Origin of the sequence: Chryseobacterium daecheongense, assembly GCA_027920525.1 — a bacterium.
GTDB lineage: Bacteria > Bacteroidota > Bacteroidia > Flavobacteriales > Weeksellaceae > Chryseobacterium > Chryseobacterium proteolyticum.
In genome coordinates this window covers 2368446-2388471 of sequence record CP115858.1, presented here as the reverse complement: position 1 = coordinate 2388471, position 20026 = coordinate 2368446, and the positions used below count along the sequence as shown (strand labels likewise).

Here is a 20026-nt window from a genome sequence, read left to right as displayed (position 1 = left end):
AATAAAATAATCAACAAAAAACATTACAACAATGTCAGATTTAAAAAATTTAGCTGAAACGCTAGTAAACTTAACAGTAAAAGACGTAAATGAATTAGCTGCTATCCTTAAGGATGAGTACGGAATTGAGCCAGCTGCTGCTGCAGTAGTAGTTGCAGGTGGAGGTGCAGGTGAAGCTGCTGAAGAAAAAACTGAATTCGACGTAATTCTTAAGTCTGCAGGTGCTTCTAAATTAGCTATCGTTAAATTAGTAAAAGATTTAACTGGTGCTGGTCTTAAAGAAGCTAAAGATATCGTAGATGGTGCTCCTGCTCCAATCAAAACTGGTATCTCTAAAGACGAGGCTGAAGCTCTTAAGAAGCAATTAGAAGAAGCTGGTGCTGAAGTAGAATTGAAATAATTCAATTTACCTTACAAATATAAACCTGGACCTCGGTCCGGGTTTTTTTATGGATTAGAATCATTAAGTAGATAGATTGATCAACTGATTATTGTAGGCGATATTGGGCAGGCTTGAGTACTAATTGTTACGGCTTATTTACATTGAGGACATCTGTAATATAGTTTGTGTTAATAAATTATAGAATAAATGTTGTGAATGTGGATAACTTTTTGTATCTTTGCTCCTCTTTTGGCGCTAATAATTGTTTGTAAATCTATAAAATATTGTAAATCAACTCTTTCATGGTAATGAAAGGGATTTTATGTTTATAGATATTGCGGCGTTTCTGCCTCAAAAGTATTAAAAATATTTTGCATTACGCTGTGAAAAGATATACCAGTGTTGCAGTTAGAAGTTGGATTAAAGACTTTTAGAATAAAGAACAAAGAATAAAGACCGATAATTGCGCCAAAATTTTCACACTTATTCTTGCTCTTATCTCTTCTCTCTTTTTGTCTTCTTCTGATATTTTTTTATAAATCAAAATATTTTTTAACCCTTCTTAAAAGTTTTATGAGTAAAACAGCAGCATCAATTAGGGGGAATCAGAGAATTAATTTCTCATCAGCAAAAGGAAAAATTATCACTCCAGACTTCTTGGATATCCAATTAGAGTCTTTTAAGGAGTTTTTCCAGCTTGATACCCTTCCTGAAGACAGGAAAAAAGAAGGTCTTCACAAGACTTTCCAGGAAAATTTCCCAATTACAGATTCAAGAAACCAATTCGTATTGGAATTCTTAGATTATCTGGTAGATTCTCCACGTTATTCAATCGACGAGTGTGTGGAAAGAGGTTTAACGTATTCAGTTCCTCTTAAAGCAAGACTTAAGTTGTATTGTACAGATCCTGAGCATGAGGATTTCCAAACAGTAGTTCAGGATGTATATTTAGGGCCGGTTCCTTATATGACACCTAGTGGTTCTTTCATCATCAATGGTGCTGAGAGAGTTATTGTTACCCAGTTACACCGTTCTCCTGGTGTATTCTTTGGGCAAACTTACCACGCAAACGGAACCAAACTGTATTATTCAAGAATTATTCCTTTTAAAGGATCTTGGATGGAATTTACTACGGATATCAATAGCGTAATGTACGCGTATATCGACCGTAAGAAAAAATTACCATTAACTACTCTACTTAGAGCTATCGGATTTGAATCTGATAAGGATATTCTTCAGATTTTCGACCTTGCGGAAGAAGTGAAAGTATCTAAAGCTGCTCTTAAAAAAGTAGAAGGAAGAACATTAGCTGCGAGAGTATTGAACACATGGTTCGAAGATTTCGTAGATGAGGATACGGGTGAAGTTGTTTCTATTGAGAGAAACGAAATCATCCTGGACAGAGAGACTATTCTTGAAAAAGAACATTTAGATCTTATTCTTGATGCTGGTGTGAAATCTATTTTGATTCACAAAGAAAACAGCAATGAATTCTCTATCATCCAGAATACATTACAAAAAGACCCTACCAACTCTGAAAAAGAAGCGGTAGAATACATCTATCGTCAGTTAAGAAATGCAGATCCGCCAGATGAGGAGACCGCTAGAGGAATTATTGAAAAATTATTCTTCTCTGAGCAGAGATACTCATTAGGAGAAGTAGGACGTTACAGATTGAACAAAAAGTTAGGTCTTAATATTCCTACTACAACTGAAGTTCTTACTAAAGAAGATATCATTGCGATTGTAAGACATTTGATCGAATTGGTAAATTCTAAAGCAGAAGTTGATGATATCGACCACTTATCAAACAGAAGAATTAAAACTGTTGGTGAGCAATTAGCAGGTCAGTTCGGTGTTGGTCTTTCAAGAATTGCAAGAACAATCAAGGAAAGAATGAACGTTAGAGATAACGAAATCTTTACACCGCTTGATCTTGTTAATGCTAAGACTTTAACCTCTGTAATTAATTCATTCTTTGGTACCAACCAGCTTTCTCAGTTCATGGACCAGACTAACCCATTGTCAGAGATTACTCACAAGAGAAGATTATCTGCACTAGGGCCTGGTGGTTTATCAAGAGAAAGAGCAGGTTTCGAGGTTCGTGACGTTCACCATACTCACTATGGAAGAATTTGTCCGATTGAAACTCCGGAAGGACCAAACATTGGTTTGATTTCTTCTTTGGGAATCTATGCAAAGATTAACAATTTAGGTTTCATCGAAACTCCATATAGAAAAGTAGAAGACAGTAAGATTGATCTTAATGCAGCTCCTATCTATCTTAATGCAGAAGATGAAGAAGATAAAGTAATTGCTCAGGCAAACGTTGAATTGAATGACAACGGTGAATTCGTTACAGACAGGATTATTGCAAGACTGGATGGAGATTACCCGGTAGTTGAACCTTCTCAGGTTAATCTTATTGACGTAGCACCAAACCAGATCTCTGGTATTTCGGCTTCATTAATTCCATTCCTGGAGCATGATGATGCGAACCGTGCATTGATGGGATCTAACATGATGCGTCAGGCCGTTCCTCTATTGAAGCCACAGGCTCCGATCGTGGGTACAGGGCTTGAGCAACAAGTTGCAAGAGACTCAAGAATTTTGATCAACGCTGAAGGTACAGGTACTGTAGAGTATGTAGATGCAGATAAGATCACTATTAAATATGAAAGAAGCGATGACGAAGATTTAGTATCATTCGAATCAGCTACTAAAACATATAACCTAACTAAGTTTAGAAAAACCAACCAAAGTACAACGATTACTCTGAGACCAAACGTAAGAGTAGGTGAAACAGTAGAAAAAGGACAGGTACTTTGTGATGGTTATGCTACTGAAAACGGAGAATTAGCTCTTGGTAGAAACTTGGTGGTTGCGTTCATGCCTTGGAAAGGATATAACTTCGAGGATGCGATCGTAATCAATGAAAAAGTTGTTCGTGAAGACTGGTTTACATCAATCCACGTAGACGAATACTCTCTTGAAGTTCGTGATACCAAATTAGGTATGGAAGAATTAACAGCAGATATTCCAAACGTTTCAGAAGAAGCGACTAAGGATCTTGATGAAAACGGTATGATCAGAATTGGTGCTGAAGTGAAGCCTGGTGATATTATGATTGGTAAAATCACACCTAAAGGTGAATCCGACCCAACTCCTGAAGAAAAACTTCTTAGAGCGATTTTTGGTGACAAAGCCGGTGATGTAAAAGATGCTTCATTAAAAGCAGATTCTTCATTAAGAGGTGTTGTGATCAACAAAAAATTGTTCTCAAGAAATATTAAAGATAAAAAGAAGAGAACTGAAGAAAAACTTAAACTTGAAGAAATTGAAAACACTTACAAGGCTAAGTTTGATGAATTGAGAAATACTTTAATTGAAAAATTAAATACTCTTGTAAGCGGTAAAACTTCTCAAGGGGTTCATAATGACCTTGACGAAGAAATTATCGGAAAAGGAGTGAAGTTTACTCATAAATTATTGACTTCAGTTGAAGACTATGTAAACGTTAGCGGAGCAGATTGGACTGTTGATAACGATAAAAATGAATTGATCAAGCAATTGATTCATAATTATAAAATCAAGTTCAATGATATCCAAGGGGTTAAAAACCGTGAGAAATTTGCAATTTCTATCGGAGATGAGCTTCCTGCAGGTATCATGAAGTTAGCTAAAGTTTATATTGCTAAAAAACGTAAACTGAATGTAGGAGATAAAATGGCAGGACGTCACGGTAATAAAGGGATTGTATCCAGAATTGTTCGTGAAGAAGATATGCCATTCCTTGAAGACGGAACACCGGTAGATATCGTATTGAATCCACTTGGGGTACCTTCCCGTATGAACATCGGACAGATTTATGAAACAGTTCTTGGATGGGCTGGTCAGAAATTAGGAATGACGTTCGCTACACCAATCTTCGATGGAGCAAGTCTTGAGCAGATTACTGAGTACACAGAAAAAGCAGGTCTTCCTAAATTCGGTAACACTCACCTTTATGACGGAGGTACCGGAGAAAGATTTACTCAGCCTGCTACTGTTGGGGTTATCTATATGTTGAAACTAGGACACATGGTAGATGATAAAATGCACGCTCGTTCTATTGGTCCTTACTCATTGATTACTCAGCAGCCGTTAGGAGGTAAAGCTCAGTTCGGAGGTCAGAGATTCGGAGAGATGGAGGTTTGGGCTCTTGAAGCATTCGGAGCATCCAATATCCTTAGAGAGATCCTTACTGTGAAGTCGGATGACGTGATTGGTAGAGCAAAAACTTATGAAGCTATTGCAAAAGGTGAGTCTATGCCTGAACCAGGTATTCCGGAATCATTCAATGTATTGCTTCACGAGTTACAAGGTCTTGGATTAGACGTAAGATTGGAGGAGTAAATTAAAGATTTAATTACTAAAAATTAAAGAATTAATAAACTCCGAGATGATAAGAGAGAAAGTAATTTTAAATCTTTCAATCTTTTAATCTTTTAATCAAAATAAAAATTATGTCAAATAAAAATAAATCAAGTAGATTTAATAAAATAACCATCGGTTTAGCTTCTCCCGAATCCATTCTTCAGGATTCAAGAGGGGAGGTTCTAAAACCGGAAACTATTAACTACAGAACGCATAAGCCTGAAAGAGATGGTTTGTTCTGTGAAAAAATCTTCGGTCCTATTAAAGATTACGAATGTGCTTGTGGTAAGTACAAGAGAATTCGTTACAAAGGGATCGTTTGTGACCGTTGTGGAGTTGAAGTTACGGAGAAGAAAGTAAGAAGAGAGAGAATTGGACACATTAATCTTGTAGTTCCTATCGCTCACATCTGGTATTTCCGTTCTTTACCAAACAAAATCGGTTACCTTTTAGGTATTCCTTCCAAGAAATTGGATATGATTATCTATTATGAAAGATATGTTGTAATCCAGCAGGGTATTGCTAAAAAATTGGACGGTTCTGACTTTGATAAAATGGAATTCTTAACAGAAGAAGAATACCTTGATATCATGGATACCCTTCCTGTTGAGAACCAGTATCTTGATGATTCTGATCCTAACAAATTCATCGCTAAAATGGGTGCTGAAGCTGTTGAGGAATTATTAAAAAGAATCGATCTTGATGCATTATCTTTCGACCTGAGACACAAAGCTCACAATGAAGGTTCTAAGCAAAGAAGAACTGAGGCTCTGAAAAGATTGAATGTTGTAGAAGCATTGAGAGGTGCTAATACAAGAATGATCAACAGACCTGAGTGGATGATCATGCGTGTACTTCCGGTAATCCCACCAGAGTTAAGACCTTTGGTTCCATTGGATGGTGGACGTTTCGCTACTTCCGATTTGAATGACCTTTATAGAAGAGTTATTATCAGAAATAACCGTTTAAAGAGACTTTTAGAGATCAAAGCTCCGGAAGTAATCTTAAGAAACGAGAAGCGTATGCTTCAGGAATCAGTAGATTCATTATTCGATAATACAAGAAAATCTTCTGCAGTAAAATCTGAATCAAACAGACCATTGAAATCACTTTCTGATTCATTGAAAGGTAAGCAAGGTCGTTTCCGTCAGAACTTATTAGGAAAAAGAGTAGATTACTCTGCGCGTTCCGTAATTGTTGTAGGTCCAAACTTACAACTTCACGAGTGTGGTATTCCTAAAGATATGGCTGCGGAACTTTACAAACCTTTTATCATTAGAAAACTAATTGAAAGAGGGATTGTAAAAACAGTAAAATCTGCAAAAAGAATTATTGATAGAAAAGAACCTGTAGTTTATGATATCCTTGAAAATGTGATGAAAGGTCACCCTGTTCTACTGAACAGAGCACCTACGCTTCACAGACTGGGTATCCAGGCTTTCCAACCTAAGATGATCGAAGGTAAGGCAATCCAGCTACACCCGTTAGTAACAACGGCCTTCAATGCCGATTTCGATGGTGACCAGATGGCGGTACATTTACCGTTAGGTCCTGAAGCAATCCTTGAAGCTCAGTTATTAATGTTAGGTTCTCAGAATATTTTGAACCCGGCTAACGGTTCTCCAATCACGGTACCTTCTCAGGACATGGTTCTTGGTCTTTATTTCATGACTAAAGAATTGAGCTCTACTGAAGATATGAAAGTGAAAGGTGAAGGTTTAGCATTCTATTCTCCGGAGGAAGCAGAAATTGCTTATGCAGAAGGAAAAGTTTCTTTAAATGCTAAGGTAAGATGTAGATTACCTGTTAAAGAAAATGGAGAATTGGTTACAAGATTAATTGAAACATCTGTTGGTAGAATTTTATTCAACCAGATCGTACCTAAACAGGTTGGTTATATCAATGAACTTTTAACTAAGAAGTCATTGAGAAATGTTATTGGTAAAATTCTTGCCGATACAGACTTCCCTACAACGGTTAAATTCCTTGATGCAATGAAAGACTTAGGTTATTCTAACGCATTTAAAGGAGGTCTTTCGTTCTCACTTGGGGATATTGTGGTTCCTGCTGAGAAGAAGCAGATGGTTGCTCAGGCAATCGGAACTGTAGATGAGATTAGAGCCAACTATAATATGGGTCTTATCACAGATACAGAACGTTATAACCAGGTAATTGACGTTTGGACGAACACCAACGCAGGATTAACTGAAATGATCATGAGCAGAATGAAAACCGACCAAGGTGGTTTCAACTCTGTATACATGATGCTTGATTCTGGTGCGAGGGGTTCTAAAGAACAGATCCGTCAGTTATCAGGGATGAGAGGTTTGATGGCAAAACCGCAAAAAGCAGGTTCTACCGGTGCGGAAATCATCGAAAACCCGATCCTTGCAAACTTTAAAGAAGGTCTTTCGATCCTTGAGTACTTTATCTCTACCCACGGTGCACGTAAAGGTCTTGCGGATACCGCTCTTAAAACGGCTGATGCCGGTTACTTAACAAGAAGATTGGTAGACGTAGCTCAGGATGTTATCGTTACAGAAGTAGATTGTGGTACTTTAAGAGGTACTGAAGTTACTGCTCTTAAGAAAAATGATGAGATCGTTGAGAAAATCTCTGAAAGAATTTTAGGTAGAGTTTCTCTTCATAACATCTATGATCCTGAAACAGATGAATTAATTGCTGAAGCAGATCAGGTAATCAACGAGCAGTTAGCGAGAAGAATTGAAGATGCAGGACTGGAAGCGGTTGAAGTTCGTTCACCATTAACTTGTGAAGCGAAGAAAGGTATCTGTGCTAAATGTTATGGTAGAAACCTTGCTACAGGTAAAATAATCCACATGGGTGAAGCGGTAGGTGTAATTGCAGCACAATCTATTGGGGAACCGGGAACTCAGTTAACATTGAGAACCTTCCACCAAGGGGGTACTGCGGGTAACGTATCAGAAAACCCATCAATCGTAGCAAGAAGAGATGGTATCGTTGAAATGGATGAAGTAAGAACAATTACTTCTGAAGATGAAAACGGAAATACAGCTGAAGTTGTAGTATCTCGTTCTACGGAATTCAGATTGGTTGCTGACAACGAATCCAGAACTCCTTTAATGGTTGCTAACGTACCTTACGGTTCAGTATTGGCTGTAAAACCTGGTGATAAAGTGAAGAAAGGTGATGTGATCTGTAAATGGGATCCGTATAACGCGGTTATCATTGCGGAAACATCCGGTAAAGTAGAATATGAAGATATTATCCAGGGTATTTCATTCCAACTTGAAATTGACGAACAAACAGGATTCGAAGAGAAAGTAATCTCTGAATCCAGAAATAAGAAAGCCGTACCTACCTTGAAGGTGGTAGATTCTAAAGGTGTTGAGCAAAGAGCTTATAACTTACCGGTAGGAGCCCACTTAATGGTTAATGATGGTGAGAAAATTAAGGCTGGTAAAGTCTTGATCAAGATCCCAAGAAAATCTGCAAAAGCAGGGGATATCACCGGAGGTCTTCCAAGGGTAACCGAATTATTCGAAGCAAGAAACCCTTCAAACCCAGCGGTTGTTACAGAAATCGATGGAGTAGTTTCTTACGGAAAAATCAAGAGAGGTAACCGTGAACTTATTGTAGAGGCTAAGACTGGAGAAAGAAAGATTTATTTAGTAAAACTTTCCAACCAGATCCTTGTTCAGGAGAATGACTTCGTGAGAGCTGGTTCACCACTTTCTGACGGATCAATCACTCCGGACGATATCTTAAGAATTAAAGGTCCAACAGCGGTTCAGGAATATCTTGTAAATGAAATTCAGGAAGTTTACCGTCTGCAAGGGGTGAAAATCGATGATAAACACTTTGAAATTATCGTTAGACAGATGATGACAAAAGTATCTATTGTTGATGGAGGTGATACTCAATTCCTTGAAGGAGCTTTAGAGCATAAATACGATTTCTTAGAAGAAAACAACAGAGTATTTGGTCTTAAAGTAGTTGTTGATGCTGGTGATTCTAAAGAATTCAGACCAGGTCAGATGATTACAGCGAGAGAATTGAGAGATGAAAACTCTAAATTGAAGCGTGAAGATCAAAATCTTGTTGAAGTAAGAGAAGCACTTCCTGCTACGGCTACGCCAGTATTGCAAGGGATCACAAGAGCGGCTCTACAAACTAAGTCATTCATGTCTGCAGCATCGTTCCAGGAAACCACTAAGGTTCTTAACGAAGCAGCAGTTGCTGGGAAAATTGATTTCCTAAGCGGTCTTAAAGAGAATGTAATTGTAGGACACAGAATTCCTGCAGGTACTGGTCTTAAAGAGTATCAGAATGTTATCGTAGGTTCTAAAAAAGAATTCGAAGATATTAACTAAAATGTATATAAAAGTTTCAGGATTCAAGTTTAAATTCTAAATTAGAGGCCTGAAACTTTTTAAACAAAAATATTTAAAGAAAACATGGACAATCAAAATCAAAATCCACAGGACGGAAACATCAACATCGAACTAAATGAAATGGTAGCGGCTGGAATCTATGCTAACTTAGCATTAGTAAACCACTCTCCATCTGAATTTGTAGTGGATTTCATCCAGTTAATGCCAGGTGTTCAGCAAGCTAAAGTAAGATCAAGAATCATTCTTGCTCCACTTCACGCTAAAAGAGTATTATCTGCTCTTCAACAGAACATTGCTAACTATGAGCAGCAATTCGGAGAAATCAAAGAAGTTGAGCCTTTCGTATTAGGTGGTAACAATGTACAAGCATAAGATTTTTCTTACATAAAACAACAGGATGCCTCAATGTATTGAGGCATTTTTTTATGCCTTATTTTAAGTAAAAATATTCGCATGATTATGATTCTCAGAAATAAATAGCCAATTCATTTAAATTAAATCAATAAAGGAATTTTTATTTATCATGACTTTAAATAAAGTAAATTATTCACAATTTAAATACAAATGATAAAAAATTAACATTTATTAAGGAATTCATTTTATATATTTGCTTTCTTATATAATTTGATATAAAATATGATAGATCATCAATTTATTAATAATAAATTCGGGTTTTTAGGCAATGATTTTATAAATGAAGTTCATCAACATGGCATCACAGATAAGATCAAAGCAAAAACTGAACTGATCAGTGAGGGGGAGAAAATCAAATTTATTCCTTTCATGATTTCAGGTTCTGTAAAAGTATATTGCCTTAACGATGGCCGTGAACTGATCTACTACTACGTAAGACGTAATGAAAGCTGTGTAATGACTTTTTCATCTATTTTCAGTAACTATATCAGTAAGATTTATGCTATTACGGAAGAAGATTCTGAGGTATTGCTGATTCCTGTTGCCATAATGCACGAATGGCTAATCCGTTTTCCGGCAATTAACAGGGTTTTTTATCAGGAGTATGACAAACGGTTTATTGACGTAATGAATATGGTGAATGAGGCTGTTTTCCACCGGTTGGATAAGAGGGTGTTAAATTATATCAAACAACAAATTGCAATAACGGGAAGTCATCCTATCAAATTAACGCATAAGGAAATTGCCAACAATCTTGGAACATCCAGAGAAGTGGTGAGCAGGGTTCTTAAGAAAATTGAAAACGAAGGAGAAATACTGCAGGGAAAAGATGGGATACGTGTTGCCGTTAATGAAAATGTTAGCCAATTCTAATAATAATTGTTTTTAATAGTTATTTTTAATAAAGTAATTGATAAATACAATTTGTTAGGTGACTTTTATCACCTACTTTTAAAATCGTAACTCTATAAGTTTGCCATACTAATATTTTATTAAGAATTGTATGGCAAAAACTCTCCTATTTTTGTCAGTGTTAGCTTCAACTCTTGCCTATTCACAGGAAGATTTGTTGAAGGACATTGACACCATTAAAACAAATACTGAAAATTCTCAACCCGCCTTTAAGGCGCTCCAGATTGTCACAGGACAGTCCACCAAACTTGCTGCTAAAAATGAATGGTATATTGTAGTCGCGCACCGTTTCGGTGACATCAGTACCGGGTTTAAAAACTTCTTTGGCTTAGATGATGCTTCTACCAAATTGGGAGCAATCTATGGTGTAACTGATTGGCTATCTTTAAACCTGTCAAGGGAGACCAACCAAAAAACATTTGAGGTTGGAGCGAAATATAAGCTTCTCAAGCAAAATGAAAACTTTCCGGTCGATGTCGTAGGATATAATGTTTTGGCTTTGAATACGGATTTGGATAAGGATAATTATCCAAATCTTCGTTTTAGCGACAGGCTTTCTTATCTTACTCAGGCGTTGATTTCGAGAAGATTTGATGACCGTTTGTCTCTTCAGCTTACTCCTTCTTATATCCATAAAAATCTTTATGACCAGAATATTGAAGATAAAAATCAATTCTTAACGGGGCTTGGGGGGCGTTATAAGATCTCTAAAAGAATCTCTGTGAATGCTGAATATTTCGTGAATTTTGATAACCATAGTTTTTATAAAAATCCTTTATCGGTAGGGATGGATATAGAGACCGGAGGTCATGTATTTCAGCTTGTATTCAGTAATTCGCAACTTAATTCTGATATAGGCTATCTTTCCAATGCTGTGGGAAATTGGGGCAAAGGGCATATTTATTTTGGGTTTAATCTTTACAGAGTTTTTTAAAATGAAGAAATTATTATACATCGTATCCTCGGCCGTTTTACTGATCTCGTGTGAAAGCAGAACCTATGATGAGATTTCAGATCATACGCCTATTACACAACAGGTAAAGTTTATAGCCGACATAAAACCGATTATCGATGCCAATTGTATTAGTTGTCATTCTGCAAACGGACCGGGCTCTTTTCAACCTCTAACCAATTATAATCAGGTGAAGAATAATATTGATAAAATAATAGATCGAATACAGAGACCTAACGGAGATCCCGGGAAGATGCCACAGGGCGGATCACTTTCCGCGACTCAGATTAATTTATTTATCAAATGGAAAGCTGATGGGCTTGTCGAAAATTAAAATTGAAAAAAATGAAAAAATTAGTAGTATTAATAATTGCCTTGCTATCCGGCAACCTTGTTCTGGCTCAGAAATACAGCTCTAAAACGGGTAAGGTAACCTTTGAAGCATCGGTACCGTTATTTGAAGATGTGTATGCCCAGGATGATAATAATGTAGCAGTAATCAATGCAGACACCGGGGATATAGCATCCATTTCGGTTGTAAAGAACTTTCATTTCAAAGTAAAGCTTATGGAAGAACACTTTAATGAAAGCTATGCCGAAACAGCCAAATATCCAAAGACAACCTTTACCGGAAAAATTGCAAATTTTGATAAAAGCAAACTTTCTGCAACCCCACAGAAATATACAGTACAGGGAACATTAAACTTTCATGGAGTTAATAAACCTGTTACCTCCACAGCAAGTATTTCTTCCAAGGATGGCAAAATATATATGCAGGGGACATTTGTAGCAAGACCCGCTGATTTTAATGTGACCATTCCAAAGATGGTGACCAAAAAGATTGCTGAGAATATTAATGTTGAATACAATTATATCCTGGTAAAACAATGAAAAACTTAATTCTGATCGTAAGTATGTTCCTGAGCTTTTCATTGACATCTGCCCAGGAAAAAGCAAAATCAATTTTTGATATTGCCAGAAGCGGAACTGTTGCTGAGGTTAAAGAGTTGATGAAGCAAGACCCGGATGTTATTAATAAGACAAATGAAAGTGGTTTTTCTCCTCTTATTTTAGCTTGTTACAGAGGGAATCTTGAAGTAGCTAAATTCCTCATTGAAAATGTAAAAGATGTTAATTATAAGAGCCGTGAAGGAACGGCCCTTGCGGGTCTTTCTGTTAAATATAATAAGGAATTGGTAGCGCTTTTATTAAAGAAAAATGCAGATCCTAATATTCAGGATTCAACCGGATCAACGCCTCTTTTCTGGGCCGTAAAGTTCGGAAATAAAGAACTAATAGAATTATTATTAAAGCATAAAGCTGATAAACAAATCAAAGATTCAATGGGGATGACACCATTTGAATATGCCTTACAAACAAACAATAAAGACATCATTAACCTTTTAAAAAATTAAGAATATGAAAAAAGTTTTACTAACATTAGGCCTTATAATGGCGAGTATGGTCTCGGCACAGTTTTTTTCATCAGGTACTGTAAACCTGGGATCAACCGGAATGAGTGTAAAATTAGATACTTCACCAAGTTTGGTTACAATAACCCTAAAGGGACCGGATACAACTTTTTTGGGAATAGGTTTTGGAAACGTTGGTATGGCTAATGGGGCTGACGGGTTTGTTTATAATGCAAATTCTACAGCGAATACAAATTTAGATTATACCTTTGGTGGAATTGGCTCTATTTCTCCGGATACTACACAGAATTGGACAATGACATCCAATACGACAAGTGGTGGTGTAAGAACTGTTGTTGCTACCAGATCTCTAACAGGAGGAGCGGAAGATTTTGCTATTTCAAATGCTGCGGGTTCGATTAACATTTTTTACGCAAAAGGAAATAACACGTTGAACTTGAGTTACCACGGTGGTGCAAACAGAGGTTATGCAACATTAAACATGGCTGGAGCCTTATCAACCGGTGAGGTTATTGCTCAAAATAATAAGGTGGTTCTTTATCCTAATCCTGCAAAAGAAACTGTAAACTTCAAAAATGCTGATAAAATAAAATCGGTCGATATTTATGAAGCAACGGGAAGAAAAGTAAGATCTGTAAAATTAAACGGTGAGAATATCATTGTTTCTGATTTAAAATCCGGAAACTATTATTTTGAAATCACATTGAAAGACGGGACTTTATCTTTTGAAAAACTGATCAGGGAATAAGAAAAAATTTTAAAGCTAAAAAATACCTCTAGAAATGGAGGTATTTTTATTATATATAAAACCCGCTTCGAATCCGGATTATTTCAATAATTTTAGTACCCACAAAATAAAATCAATGGAATTCAGAAATTTAGCAGACCTTACTTTTACGGACCTTTTAGATGTATTTAATCTTTCTTTTTCTGATTACCTTGTCCCTTTCCATTTAACACAAGAACAGCTCTCTTCAAAGATTCATACAGAGAAAATAGAGATGGATCTTTCAGTTGGTGCCTTTAAGGAAGGTCAGATCGTGGCTTTTATTCTGCATGCCGAAAAAACAGAAGATGGAAAGCGGGTGATATACAATGCCGGAACCGGAGTTGTACCTGATTTTCGCGGAAAAGGATTGGTGAGACAAATGTATGATTATATTTTTCCTGTACTTCAGGAAAGAAAAATAGATCTGATAATGCTTGAAGTCATTAATGGAAATGAGCCTGCTATCCGTGCCTATATTCATCTGGGATTCAAGACTACCCGAAGATTAGATTGTTATAAAGGAAATATAAAGCCTGCAGAGATAGGACCTGATATTACTATACAGCAGTTAAACAGTTTTCAATGGGAAGTATTTAAGTCTTTCTGGGATATTCAACCTTCCTGGCAAAGTTCCGTCATGGTACTTGAAAAAATGCGTGAAGACTTGATAATTCTCGGTGCATATAAAAAAGATGAGTTAATAGGGTACTCTATTTTTAATCCCGTAACCGGAAAAGTATATCAGATAGCAGTAAGTAGAGAGCATAGGAGAAATAGAATTGGAACGGATCTTTTAAGGGGTATTGCTGAGAAGAGTAAAGGAAAGATAATAAGTATAAATAATGTTGATGATTCTTCTGAATCTACCGCTAAATTTCTTAATGCGATGGGGCTTGAAAATTGGGTGTCGCAGTTTGAGATGGAGAATAGTCAACTTTTTAATTATTGTGTATAAATTTCATGAGTTTTCAATTTCTTTAATATAGTTTTAATCCATTAAACTTTCCCGGGAAGAAGATAGGGTGTAACTTTGCGGAAAATTTTTATAATGAAGCGCGGAATACAAATTTTACTTCTGTTTATTTCTATGATAGGGTGGGCTCAGAAAGCTCCTGTTGATACCACGCAGATCATAACTCCAAACCGATACAACAGCGTTGATGCTCAAACCAAACCATATGTGATCATGATTTCTACAGATGGTTTCCGATATGATTATGCTAAAAAATATCATGCTGAAAATCTTTTAAACTTATCCAATAACGGGGTTCAGGCAAAAGCAATGATTCCAAGTTATCCGAGTATCACATTTCCTAACCATTGGAGCCTGATCACAGGATTATATCCTGCCCATCATGGATTGATTGATAACTTCTTCTATGATTACAAGAGAAAGGAATTTTATGCAATGAGTGACAAGAAAAATGCTGAAGACGGGAGCTGGTATGGAGGGCTTCCTCTTTGGGGGCTGGCAGAAAAACAGGGAATGATTTCTGCGACAATGATGTGGGTAGGCTCAGCAAGTGATGCCGGTGGAGAAAGACCTACTTATTATTATGCTTATCACGACCAATTTACTCCTTCTGAAAAAGTAGATAAGGTGGTGAACTGGCTGAAATTACCCATGGATAAAAGACCTCATTTTATTACATTGTATTTCCCTGAAGTAGACGGGAGCGGCCATCATTTCGGACCGGATTCAAAAGAAACTGAAGGTGCCGTACATTTGATAGATAAAGCCATCGGAGAGCTTGTTCAGAAAGTAAATAACTTAGGACTGAAAAATGTGAATTTCATTTTTGTTTCAGACCATGGAATGATCAAAGTAGATAGGGGAACCCCTTTGGAAATTCCTAAAATGCTGTTCGATAAAAGTAGGTTTGATTTCTATAATTCCCAGACGTTATTGAGGGTTGTGGTAAAGAATCCTGAAGAAACTAAAACTGTTTACAATGAACTCAAAGCCGGTAAGACAGACGACTATGACGTGTATTTAGATAAAAGGCTTCCAAAATACCTGCATTTTGGAACCAGAGATGATCAATACCATAGAATCGGACAGATTCTTTTGATACCAAAAGCACCCAAGATATTTTTGGAAAAAGGAAAAACGACTTCCGTTGGAAAGCATGGATATAATCCAAGGCTTGTACCAGAAATGAAAGCAACATTTTTAGCCTGGGGGCCGCAATTTAAAAGTAATGTGGTGATTGATGAATTTGCAAATGTTCATGTTTATCCTTTAGTAGCAGAAATCTTGGGTTTAAAAAATGATCAGCCAATTGACGGAAAACTAAAAGTTCTGAAAGGAACTTTAAAAGATAATTAGAGTTTACTTCTTAATAAAAAGTTTCGGCGCACCAAAGGTGCGCCGAAACTTTTTCTATGATTAAGATTGTGATTCTTCCGCATCATTTTCTGAAAAGTTAATTTTAAGAATTAAATTGAGTTGCAAACTCTTTAGCAAACTCTTTAGCAAACTCTTCTAATTTAGTTCCTTCCGTGACAGGCGAGCCGTGTTCAACAAAATCTTTTTGGACAACTCCTGTTCGTATTCCTCTTCCCATTTCAGTATATAATTCTGCCATTTCCTGAGGAAGGCCTCCTTGTAGCGCTCCGTTCAAATACTCTTCATCTGTAAATTCTACCCAAGGCAATTCAGGTTTTCCTATGGCTGAGCCTAAAACAGAGGCAAAGTCAGAACCTGGACGGATATCACTTACGGCATATCTTATTTTTTTTCCATCGGCATTTTTAACCAGTTCTTCAGCGGCTATTTTTGCAATATCAACCGGGTGAACTACAGGAATATTTGTGTTTTCAGGATAATTTCCTCCTATAATTCCTGCGTTTTGTATCAATGGAATATCATTAAAGAAGTTATTATAAAAATAACCAGCACGAACGAATGTTACCGATGTGTTTTCTAATCCGTTATAAAGATTTTCAATCTGATGGAGACCTTTAATCGGACCATTTTCTATCGGAGAAGCTGCACCTACACTGCTTAGCATAACAACGCGTTTCACATTTGTTTTTCTGATGGCTTCTGTATAGTTTTTTCCAACACTGATTGTATCTTCAACGATTTGAGTAGCTCCCAAATTAGGTGGGGTCATTACAAATACGGCATCTGCACCTTCAAATGTTTTAATTAAAAAGTCCAGATCTGTAATGGATCCGATGGCTGCTTTTGCTCCTAAAGATTGTATTTCATTTTTTTTAGATTCGCTGCTGCTGATAACGGTAATATCATGCCCTTCAGCAATAAGTTGCTGAGCTAATGGTTGGGCAACATTTCCTAATGAACCTGTGATGATGATTTTCATATGTAAATTTTTTATTGTTTGTATTTTTTTATTTCTGAGAACAAAGTTATATTTGTACTTACTTTTATACAAGTACTTACCCTAAAGTATGTGTCATGACAGCAATTAAAGAAAGTTCTACAATTCAGGAAAACAAAAAGAATATACTGGACCAGTGCCCGGTAATGTACGTTATGGAAAAAATCGGAGGTTTCTGGAAACCGATTATATTATTTCAGTTGTCGACAGGAGGGAAACGTTACAGTGAGTTAAAAAGGGCAATCCCGGAAGTCACAGAAAAAATGCTCATCCAGCATTTAAAACAATTGGAAGCCGATGGTTTGATCATCAGAACTGCAAAGCCTGTGGTGCCTCCTCATGTGACCTATGAACTTAGTGAAGCAGGGAATAAGCTTGCTCCTGTAATCGATGCTATGGCAGACTGGGCTTTTCAGGATATGAAGGGACAGCATAACTGGAAACCTGTTTAATACATATTTTAAAATACAACATAACAAAAAGCCCTTCATCTGAAGGGCCTTTCTATTAAAAAAATATCCGAAGAATTATAAAGTCTGCATATCAATCACAAAGCGGTATCTTACGTCGCTTTTTAACATCCTTTCATAAGCTTCGTTAATTTCGTTCATTTTGATGATTTCAATTTCAGAAACAATATTATGTTTCCCGCAGAAATCAAGCATCTCCTGTGTCTCAGCAATTCCCCCGATTACAGAGCCTGCTACAGATTTTCTCCCCATGATCATTGGAACCGTTTGAAGGATAGGTTCAAGACCTCCGAGATATCCTACAAGAACCAATGTTCCGCTGATATTTAATGTTGTAATATAAGGGTTAACGTCATGAACATAAGGAACGGTATCGATGATCACATCAAATTTTCCCTTTACAGAATCCATTTCTGCCTGCTCTGTAGAAATAACTACATGATCAGCTCCTAATTGTTTGGCATCTTCTGTTTTTCCGGGAGTTCTTGAGAAAAGAGTTACTTCAGCCCCTAATCCTTTAGCCAGTTTAATTGCCATATGTCCTAATCCTCCCAATCCGATAACAGCAACTTTTGATCCTGGTCCTACATTCCAATGTCTTAGTGGAGACCATGTTGTAATTCCTGCGCAAAGAAGCGGAGCCACTGCTGCTAGATCAAGATTTTCAGGAATTCTTAAAACGTGGTCGGAATCTACAACCACTTTCTGTGAATAACCACCAAAAGTATGTCCTCCCAAATGTTTGTCTTTTCCGTTATAAGTTCCTGTAAAACCATTTAAACAATATTGTTCAAGATCATGTTTACAGCTCTCGCATGTCCCACATGAATCCACAATACATCCAACACCTGCAAGGTCTCCGACTTTGAATTTTGTAACTTCATTTCCGATTTTAGTAATTCTCCCTATAATTTCATGTCCGGGAACTGCAGGGTAGATCGTTCCTCCCCAGTCGTTTCTTGCTGTGTGAAGGTCAGAGTGGCAAACTCCGCAATAAAGTATTTCAATCTCCACATCATTAGGAGTTGGTTCCCTTCTTTCAATATTCATTTCTTTCAGGTCCGCTGTGGTAGACTCTGCTCCGTACGCTTTTACTGTGAATGTGCTCATTTGTTTTTAAATTTTAAGTTAGTGTTTTTGTTTATAAATTGTATTCTTCTCAATCACCGGATCCGTATATTTAATAATACCGTTTGGAGTATTCGGGTTGATGTTACTATTTGTAAATTTACTTCCGGACTAGTAACTACCTGGAAAATGTTGATGATAGCCTCAGGGTTCAGAAATCCATACATACTATCCTTTTTCAGGATGATAGAAAGTTTCTTGTTATTAAGATCAGTCTCAGGCATAAGAATGTCGTTATCTCTTCGCATTACCTTTTTGGTCTGGTATAACTTTAAGGGTTTAAGATACGTACCCGGTTAATTCCTCGGGGAAAGTATCCAATTGACTTTCTTATCCGGCAAACATCTTTTTGTTTTCTAATATTATCATTACAATGCAAAAGTCGATTCTTTTCGTTAAACAGCACTTATACAGATTACAGAAACATTTACCAATATTACAGACTCTATTAAAAGTAAAACAGAAAGTGGTAATTTTGAATAAGATTTAAAACGGATGCTATGGAAAATCAGGATATTAAAATAATCAACAGTGTTTCTGAATATAATAAAATGATGAATCATGAAACCTTGCATCCTTTGGTGAGCATTATTGACTTCTCTAAGTCCAATCCTATTTCCCAATATAGAAGGAGCTATGGTTTTTATACAGTATTTCTGAAAGATGTAATGTGTGGAGATATGTATTACGGAAAGAACAATTACGATTATCAGGAAGGGACGCTGGTTTTTATAGCACCGGGGCAAGTGTATGGGATGAGTAATGACGGGACCTATGTGCAACCAGGAGGATATGCTCTGATATTTCATCCCGATCTTATCAAAGGAACTAATCTGGGGAAAAATATTAAAGATTATTCTTTCTTTTCTTATGATGTTCATGAAGCTTTACACCTTTCCGAAAAAGAAAGAGAAATTATCCTGGAATGCTTTAAAAATATAAGGCTTGAACTGGAGCAATCCATTGATAAACACAGTAAATCCCTGATCGTAAACAATATCGAATTATTTCTCAACTATTGTTTGCGCTTTTATGATCGGCAGTTTATTACCCGTGATCATGTAAATCAAGGCGTTATCGGGAAGTTTGAAAATCTTCTGAATGATTACCTGAAATCCGATAAACCCAAGAATATTGGATTTCCAATGGTCAATTATTTTGCTGAACAACTTAATCTTTCGGCGAATTATTTTGGTGATTTAATTAAAAAAGAATTAGGAGTTTCTGCCCAGGAATTTATCCATAATAAACTGATTGATGTTGCAAAAGAGGAAATTTATAATCCATCGAAATCAATCAGCCAGATTTCTTATGACCTGGGTTTTAAGTATCCCCAGCATTTTACAAGGTTGTTTAAGGCAAAAGTCGGAGTATCACCAAGTGAATACAAAACTTTAAATTGATTGAATTATCGTCGAAGTTTATTT

At 36.6% G+C, this 20026-nt stretch carries 17 protein-coding genes; 14 read left to right on the top strand and 3 right to left on the bottom strand.

Annotated elements, in window-relative coordinates; translation table 11 throughout:
• Positions 1-31: 31 nt before the first annotated feature.
• The 12 genes from rplL to PFY10_10470 all read left to right on the top strand — a co-directional run bounded on the left by rplL (position 32) and on the right by PFY10_10470 (position 15983).
• Complete coding sequence (gene rplL / locus PFY10_10525; protein ID WBV58882.1) at positions 32-400, top strand: 50S ribosomal protein L7/L12; 369 nt, start codon at positions 32-34, stop codon at positions 398-400.
• A gap of 555 nt (positions 401-955) precedes the next feature.
• Positions 956-4777: a DNA-directed RNA polymerase subunit beta gene (gene rpoB / locus PFY10_10520; GenBank protein WBV58881.1), complete on the top strand. Its 3822-nt coding sequence runs from the start codon at positions 956-958 to the stop codon at positions 4775-4777.
• A gap of 110 nt (positions 4778-4887) precedes the next feature.
• The gene (gene rpoC / locus PFY10_10515) at positions 4888-9153 is read left to right on the top strand and encodes a DNA-directed RNA polymerase subunit beta' (GenBank protein ID WBV58880.1); all 4266 of its coding nucleotides are present in this window, start codon (positions 4888-4890) and stop codon (positions 9151-9153) included.
• A gap of 84 nt (positions 9154-9237) precedes the next feature.
• A complete protein-coding gene (locus PFY10_10510; protein WBV58879.1) occupies positions 9238-9546 on the top strand; it encodes a DUF3467 domain-containing protein in 309 nt (102 codons plus the stop codon).
• Positions 9547-9810: 264 nt separating this feature from the next.
• The gene (locus PFY10_10505) at positions 9811-10461 is read left to right on the top strand and encodes a Crp/Fnr family transcriptional regulator (GenBank protein ID WBV58878.1); all 651 of its coding nucleotides are present in this window, start codon (positions 9811-9813) and stop codon (positions 10459-10461) included.
• Positions 10462-10591: 130 nt separating this feature from the next.
• Positions 10592-11434, top strand: coding sequence for a DUF5777 family beta-barrel protein (locus PFY10_10500; GenBank protein ID WBV58877.1), 843 nt, complete (start codon positions 10592-10594; stop codon positions 11432-11434).
• Between the two features lies 1 nt (position 11435).
• The gene (locus PFY10_10495; protein WBV58876.1) at positions 11436-11786 is read left to right on the top strand and encodes a hypothetical protein; all 351 of its coding nucleotides are present in this window, start codon (positions 11436-11438) and stop codon (positions 11784-11786) included.
• Between the two features lie 11 nt (positions 11787-11797).
• Positions 11798-12343 carry a YceI family protein gene (locus PFY10_10490; GenBank protein WBV58875.1) on the top strand — a complete coding sequence of 182 codons (546 nt, stop codon included), beginning with the start codon at positions 11798-11800 and terminating at the stop codon, positions 12341-12343.
• Positions 12340-12867, top strand: coding sequence for an ankyrin repeat domain-containing protein (locus tag PFY10_10485; GenBank protein ID WBV58874.1), 528 nt, complete (start codon positions 12340-12342; stop codon positions 12865-12867). Before PFY10_10490 ends, PFY10_10485 begins: the two co-directional genes overlap by 4 nt.
• Positions 12868-12871: 4 nt before the next feature.
• On the top strand, positions 12872-13633 hold the full coding sequence (locus PFY10_10480) for a T9SS type A sorting domain-containing protein (GenBank protein WBV58873.1): 762 nt from the start codon (positions 12872-12874) through the stop codon (positions 13631-13633).
• A gap of 115 nt (positions 13634-13748) precedes the next feature.
• Entirely contained in the window at positions 13749-14609 is an 861-nt protein-coding gene (locus PFY10_10475; GenBank protein ID WBV58872.1) for a GNAT family N-acetyltransferase, read from the top strand.
• 93 nt (positions 14610-14702) lie between these two features.
• Positions 14703-15983, top strand: a complete 1281-nt coding sequence (locus tag PFY10_10470; protein WBV58871.1) for an ectonucleotide pyrophosphatase/phosphodiesterase — start codon at positions 14703-14705, stop codon at positions 15981-15983.
• Positions 15984-16086: 103 nt separating this feature from the next.
• Here PFY10_10470 and PFY10_10465 read toward each other — a convergent pair whose 3' ends face one another.
• Entirely contained in the window at positions 16087-16983 is an 897-nt protein-coding gene (locus PFY10_10465) for an NAD(P)H-binding protein (GenBank protein WBV58870.1), read from the bottom strand.
• A 95-nt stretch (positions 16984-17078) separates the two neighbouring features.
• Between PFY10_10465 and PFY10_10460 the strand changes: the two genes are divergently transcribed.
• Positions 17079-17453, top strand: coding sequence for a helix-turn-helix domain-containing protein (locus PFY10_10460; GenBank protein ID WBV58869.1), 375 nt, complete (start codon positions 17079-17081; stop codon positions 17451-17453).
• 75 nt (positions 17454-17528) lie between these two features.
• On the opposite strand, the gene PFY10_10455 is transcribed toward PFY10_10460, so the two are convergent.
• Positions 17529-18581, bottom strand: a complete 1053-nt coding sequence (locus PFY10_10455) for an NAD(P)-dependent alcohol dehydrogenase (protein ID WBV58868.1) — start codon at positions 18579-18581, stop codon at positions 17529-17531.
• A 53-nt stretch (positions 18582-18634) separates the two neighbouring features.
• Positions 18635-18847 (bottom strand): hypothetical protein, encoded by a 213-nt coding sequence (locus PFY10_10450; GenBank protein ID WBV58867.1) that lies wholly within the window; start codon positions 18845-18847, stop codon positions 18635-18637.
• A 252-nt stretch (positions 18848-19099) separates the two neighbouring features.
• Between PFY10_10450 and PFY10_10445 the strand changes: the two genes are divergently transcribed.
• Entirely contained in the window at positions 19100-20002 is a 903-nt protein-coding gene (locus PFY10_10445) for a helix-turn-helix domain-containing protein (protein ID WBV58866.1), read from the top strand.
• Positions 20003-20026 lie beyond the last annotated feature (24 nt).

What these genes read in the sequence shown, in the direction of transcription:
- rplL (WBV58882.1), top strand. Translation starts at nt 32, where the DNA reads ATGTCAGATTTAAAAAATTTAGCTGAAACGCTAGTAAACTTAACAGTA.
- rpoB (WBV58881.1), top strand. Translation starts at nt 956, where the DNA reads ATGAGTAAAACAGCAGCATCAATTAGGGGGAATCAGAGAATTAATTTC.
- rpoC (WBV58880.1), top strand. Translation starts at nt 4,888, where the DNA reads ATGTCAAATAAAAATAAATCAAGTAGATTTAATAAAATAACCATCGGT.
- PFY10_10510 (WBV58879.1), top strand. Translation starts at nt 9,238, where the DNA reads ATGGACAATCAAAATCAAAATCCACAGGACGGAAACATCAACATCGAA.
- PFY10_10505 (WBV58878.1), top strand. Translation starts at nt 9,811, where the DNA reads ATGATAGATCATCAATTTATTAATAATAAATTCGGGTTTTTAGGCAAT.
- PFY10_10500 (WBV58877.1), top strand. Translation starts at nt 10,592, where the DNA reads ATGGCAAAAACTCTCCTATTTTTGTCAGTGTTAGCTTCAACTCTTGCC.
- PFY10_10495 (WBV58876.1), top strand. Translation starts at nt 11,436, where the DNA reads ATGAAGAAATTATTATACATCGTATCCTCGGCCGTTTTACTGATCTCG.
- PFY10_10490 (WBV58875.1), top strand. Translation starts at nt 11,798, where the DNA reads ATGAAAAAATTAGTAGTATTAATAATTGCCTTGCTATCCGGCAACCTT.
- PFY10_10485 (WBV58874.1), top strand. Translation starts at nt 12,340, where the DNA reads ATGAAAAACTTAATTCTGATCGTAAGTATGTTCCTGAGCTTTTCATTG.
- PFY10_10480 (WBV58873.1), top strand. Translation starts at nt 12,872, where the DNA reads ATGAAAAAAGTTTTACTAACATTAGGCCTTATAATGGCGAGTATGGTC.
- PFY10_10475 (WBV58872.1), top strand. Translation starts at nt 13,749, where the DNA reads ATGGAATTCAGAAATTTAGCAGACCTTACTTTTACGGACCTTTTAGAT.
- PFY10_10470 (WBV58871.1), top strand. Translation starts at nt 14,703, where the DNA reads ATGAAGCGCGGAATACAAATTTTACTTCTGTTTATTTCTATGATAGGG.
- PFY10_10465 (WBV58870.1), bottom strand. Translation starts at nt 16,983, where the DNA reads ATGAAAATCATCATCACAGGTTCATTAGGAAATGTTGCCCAACCATTA.
- PFY10_10460 (WBV58869.1), top strand. Translation starts at nt 17,079, where the DNA reads ATGACAGCAATTAAAGAAAGTTCTACAATTCAGGAAAACAAAAAGAAT.
- PFY10_10455 (WBV58868.1), bottom strand. Translation starts at nt 18,581, where the DNA reads ATGAGCACATTCACAGTAAAAGCGTACGGAGCAGAGTCTACCACAGCG.
- PFY10_10450 (WBV58867.1), bottom strand. Translation starts at nt 18,847, where the DNA reads ATGCGAAGAGATAACGACATTCTTATGCCTGAGACTGATCTTAATAAC.
- PFY10_10445 (WBV58866.1), top strand. Translation starts at nt 19,100, where the DNA reads ATGGAAAATCAGGATATTAAAATAATCAACAGTGTTTCTGAATATAAT.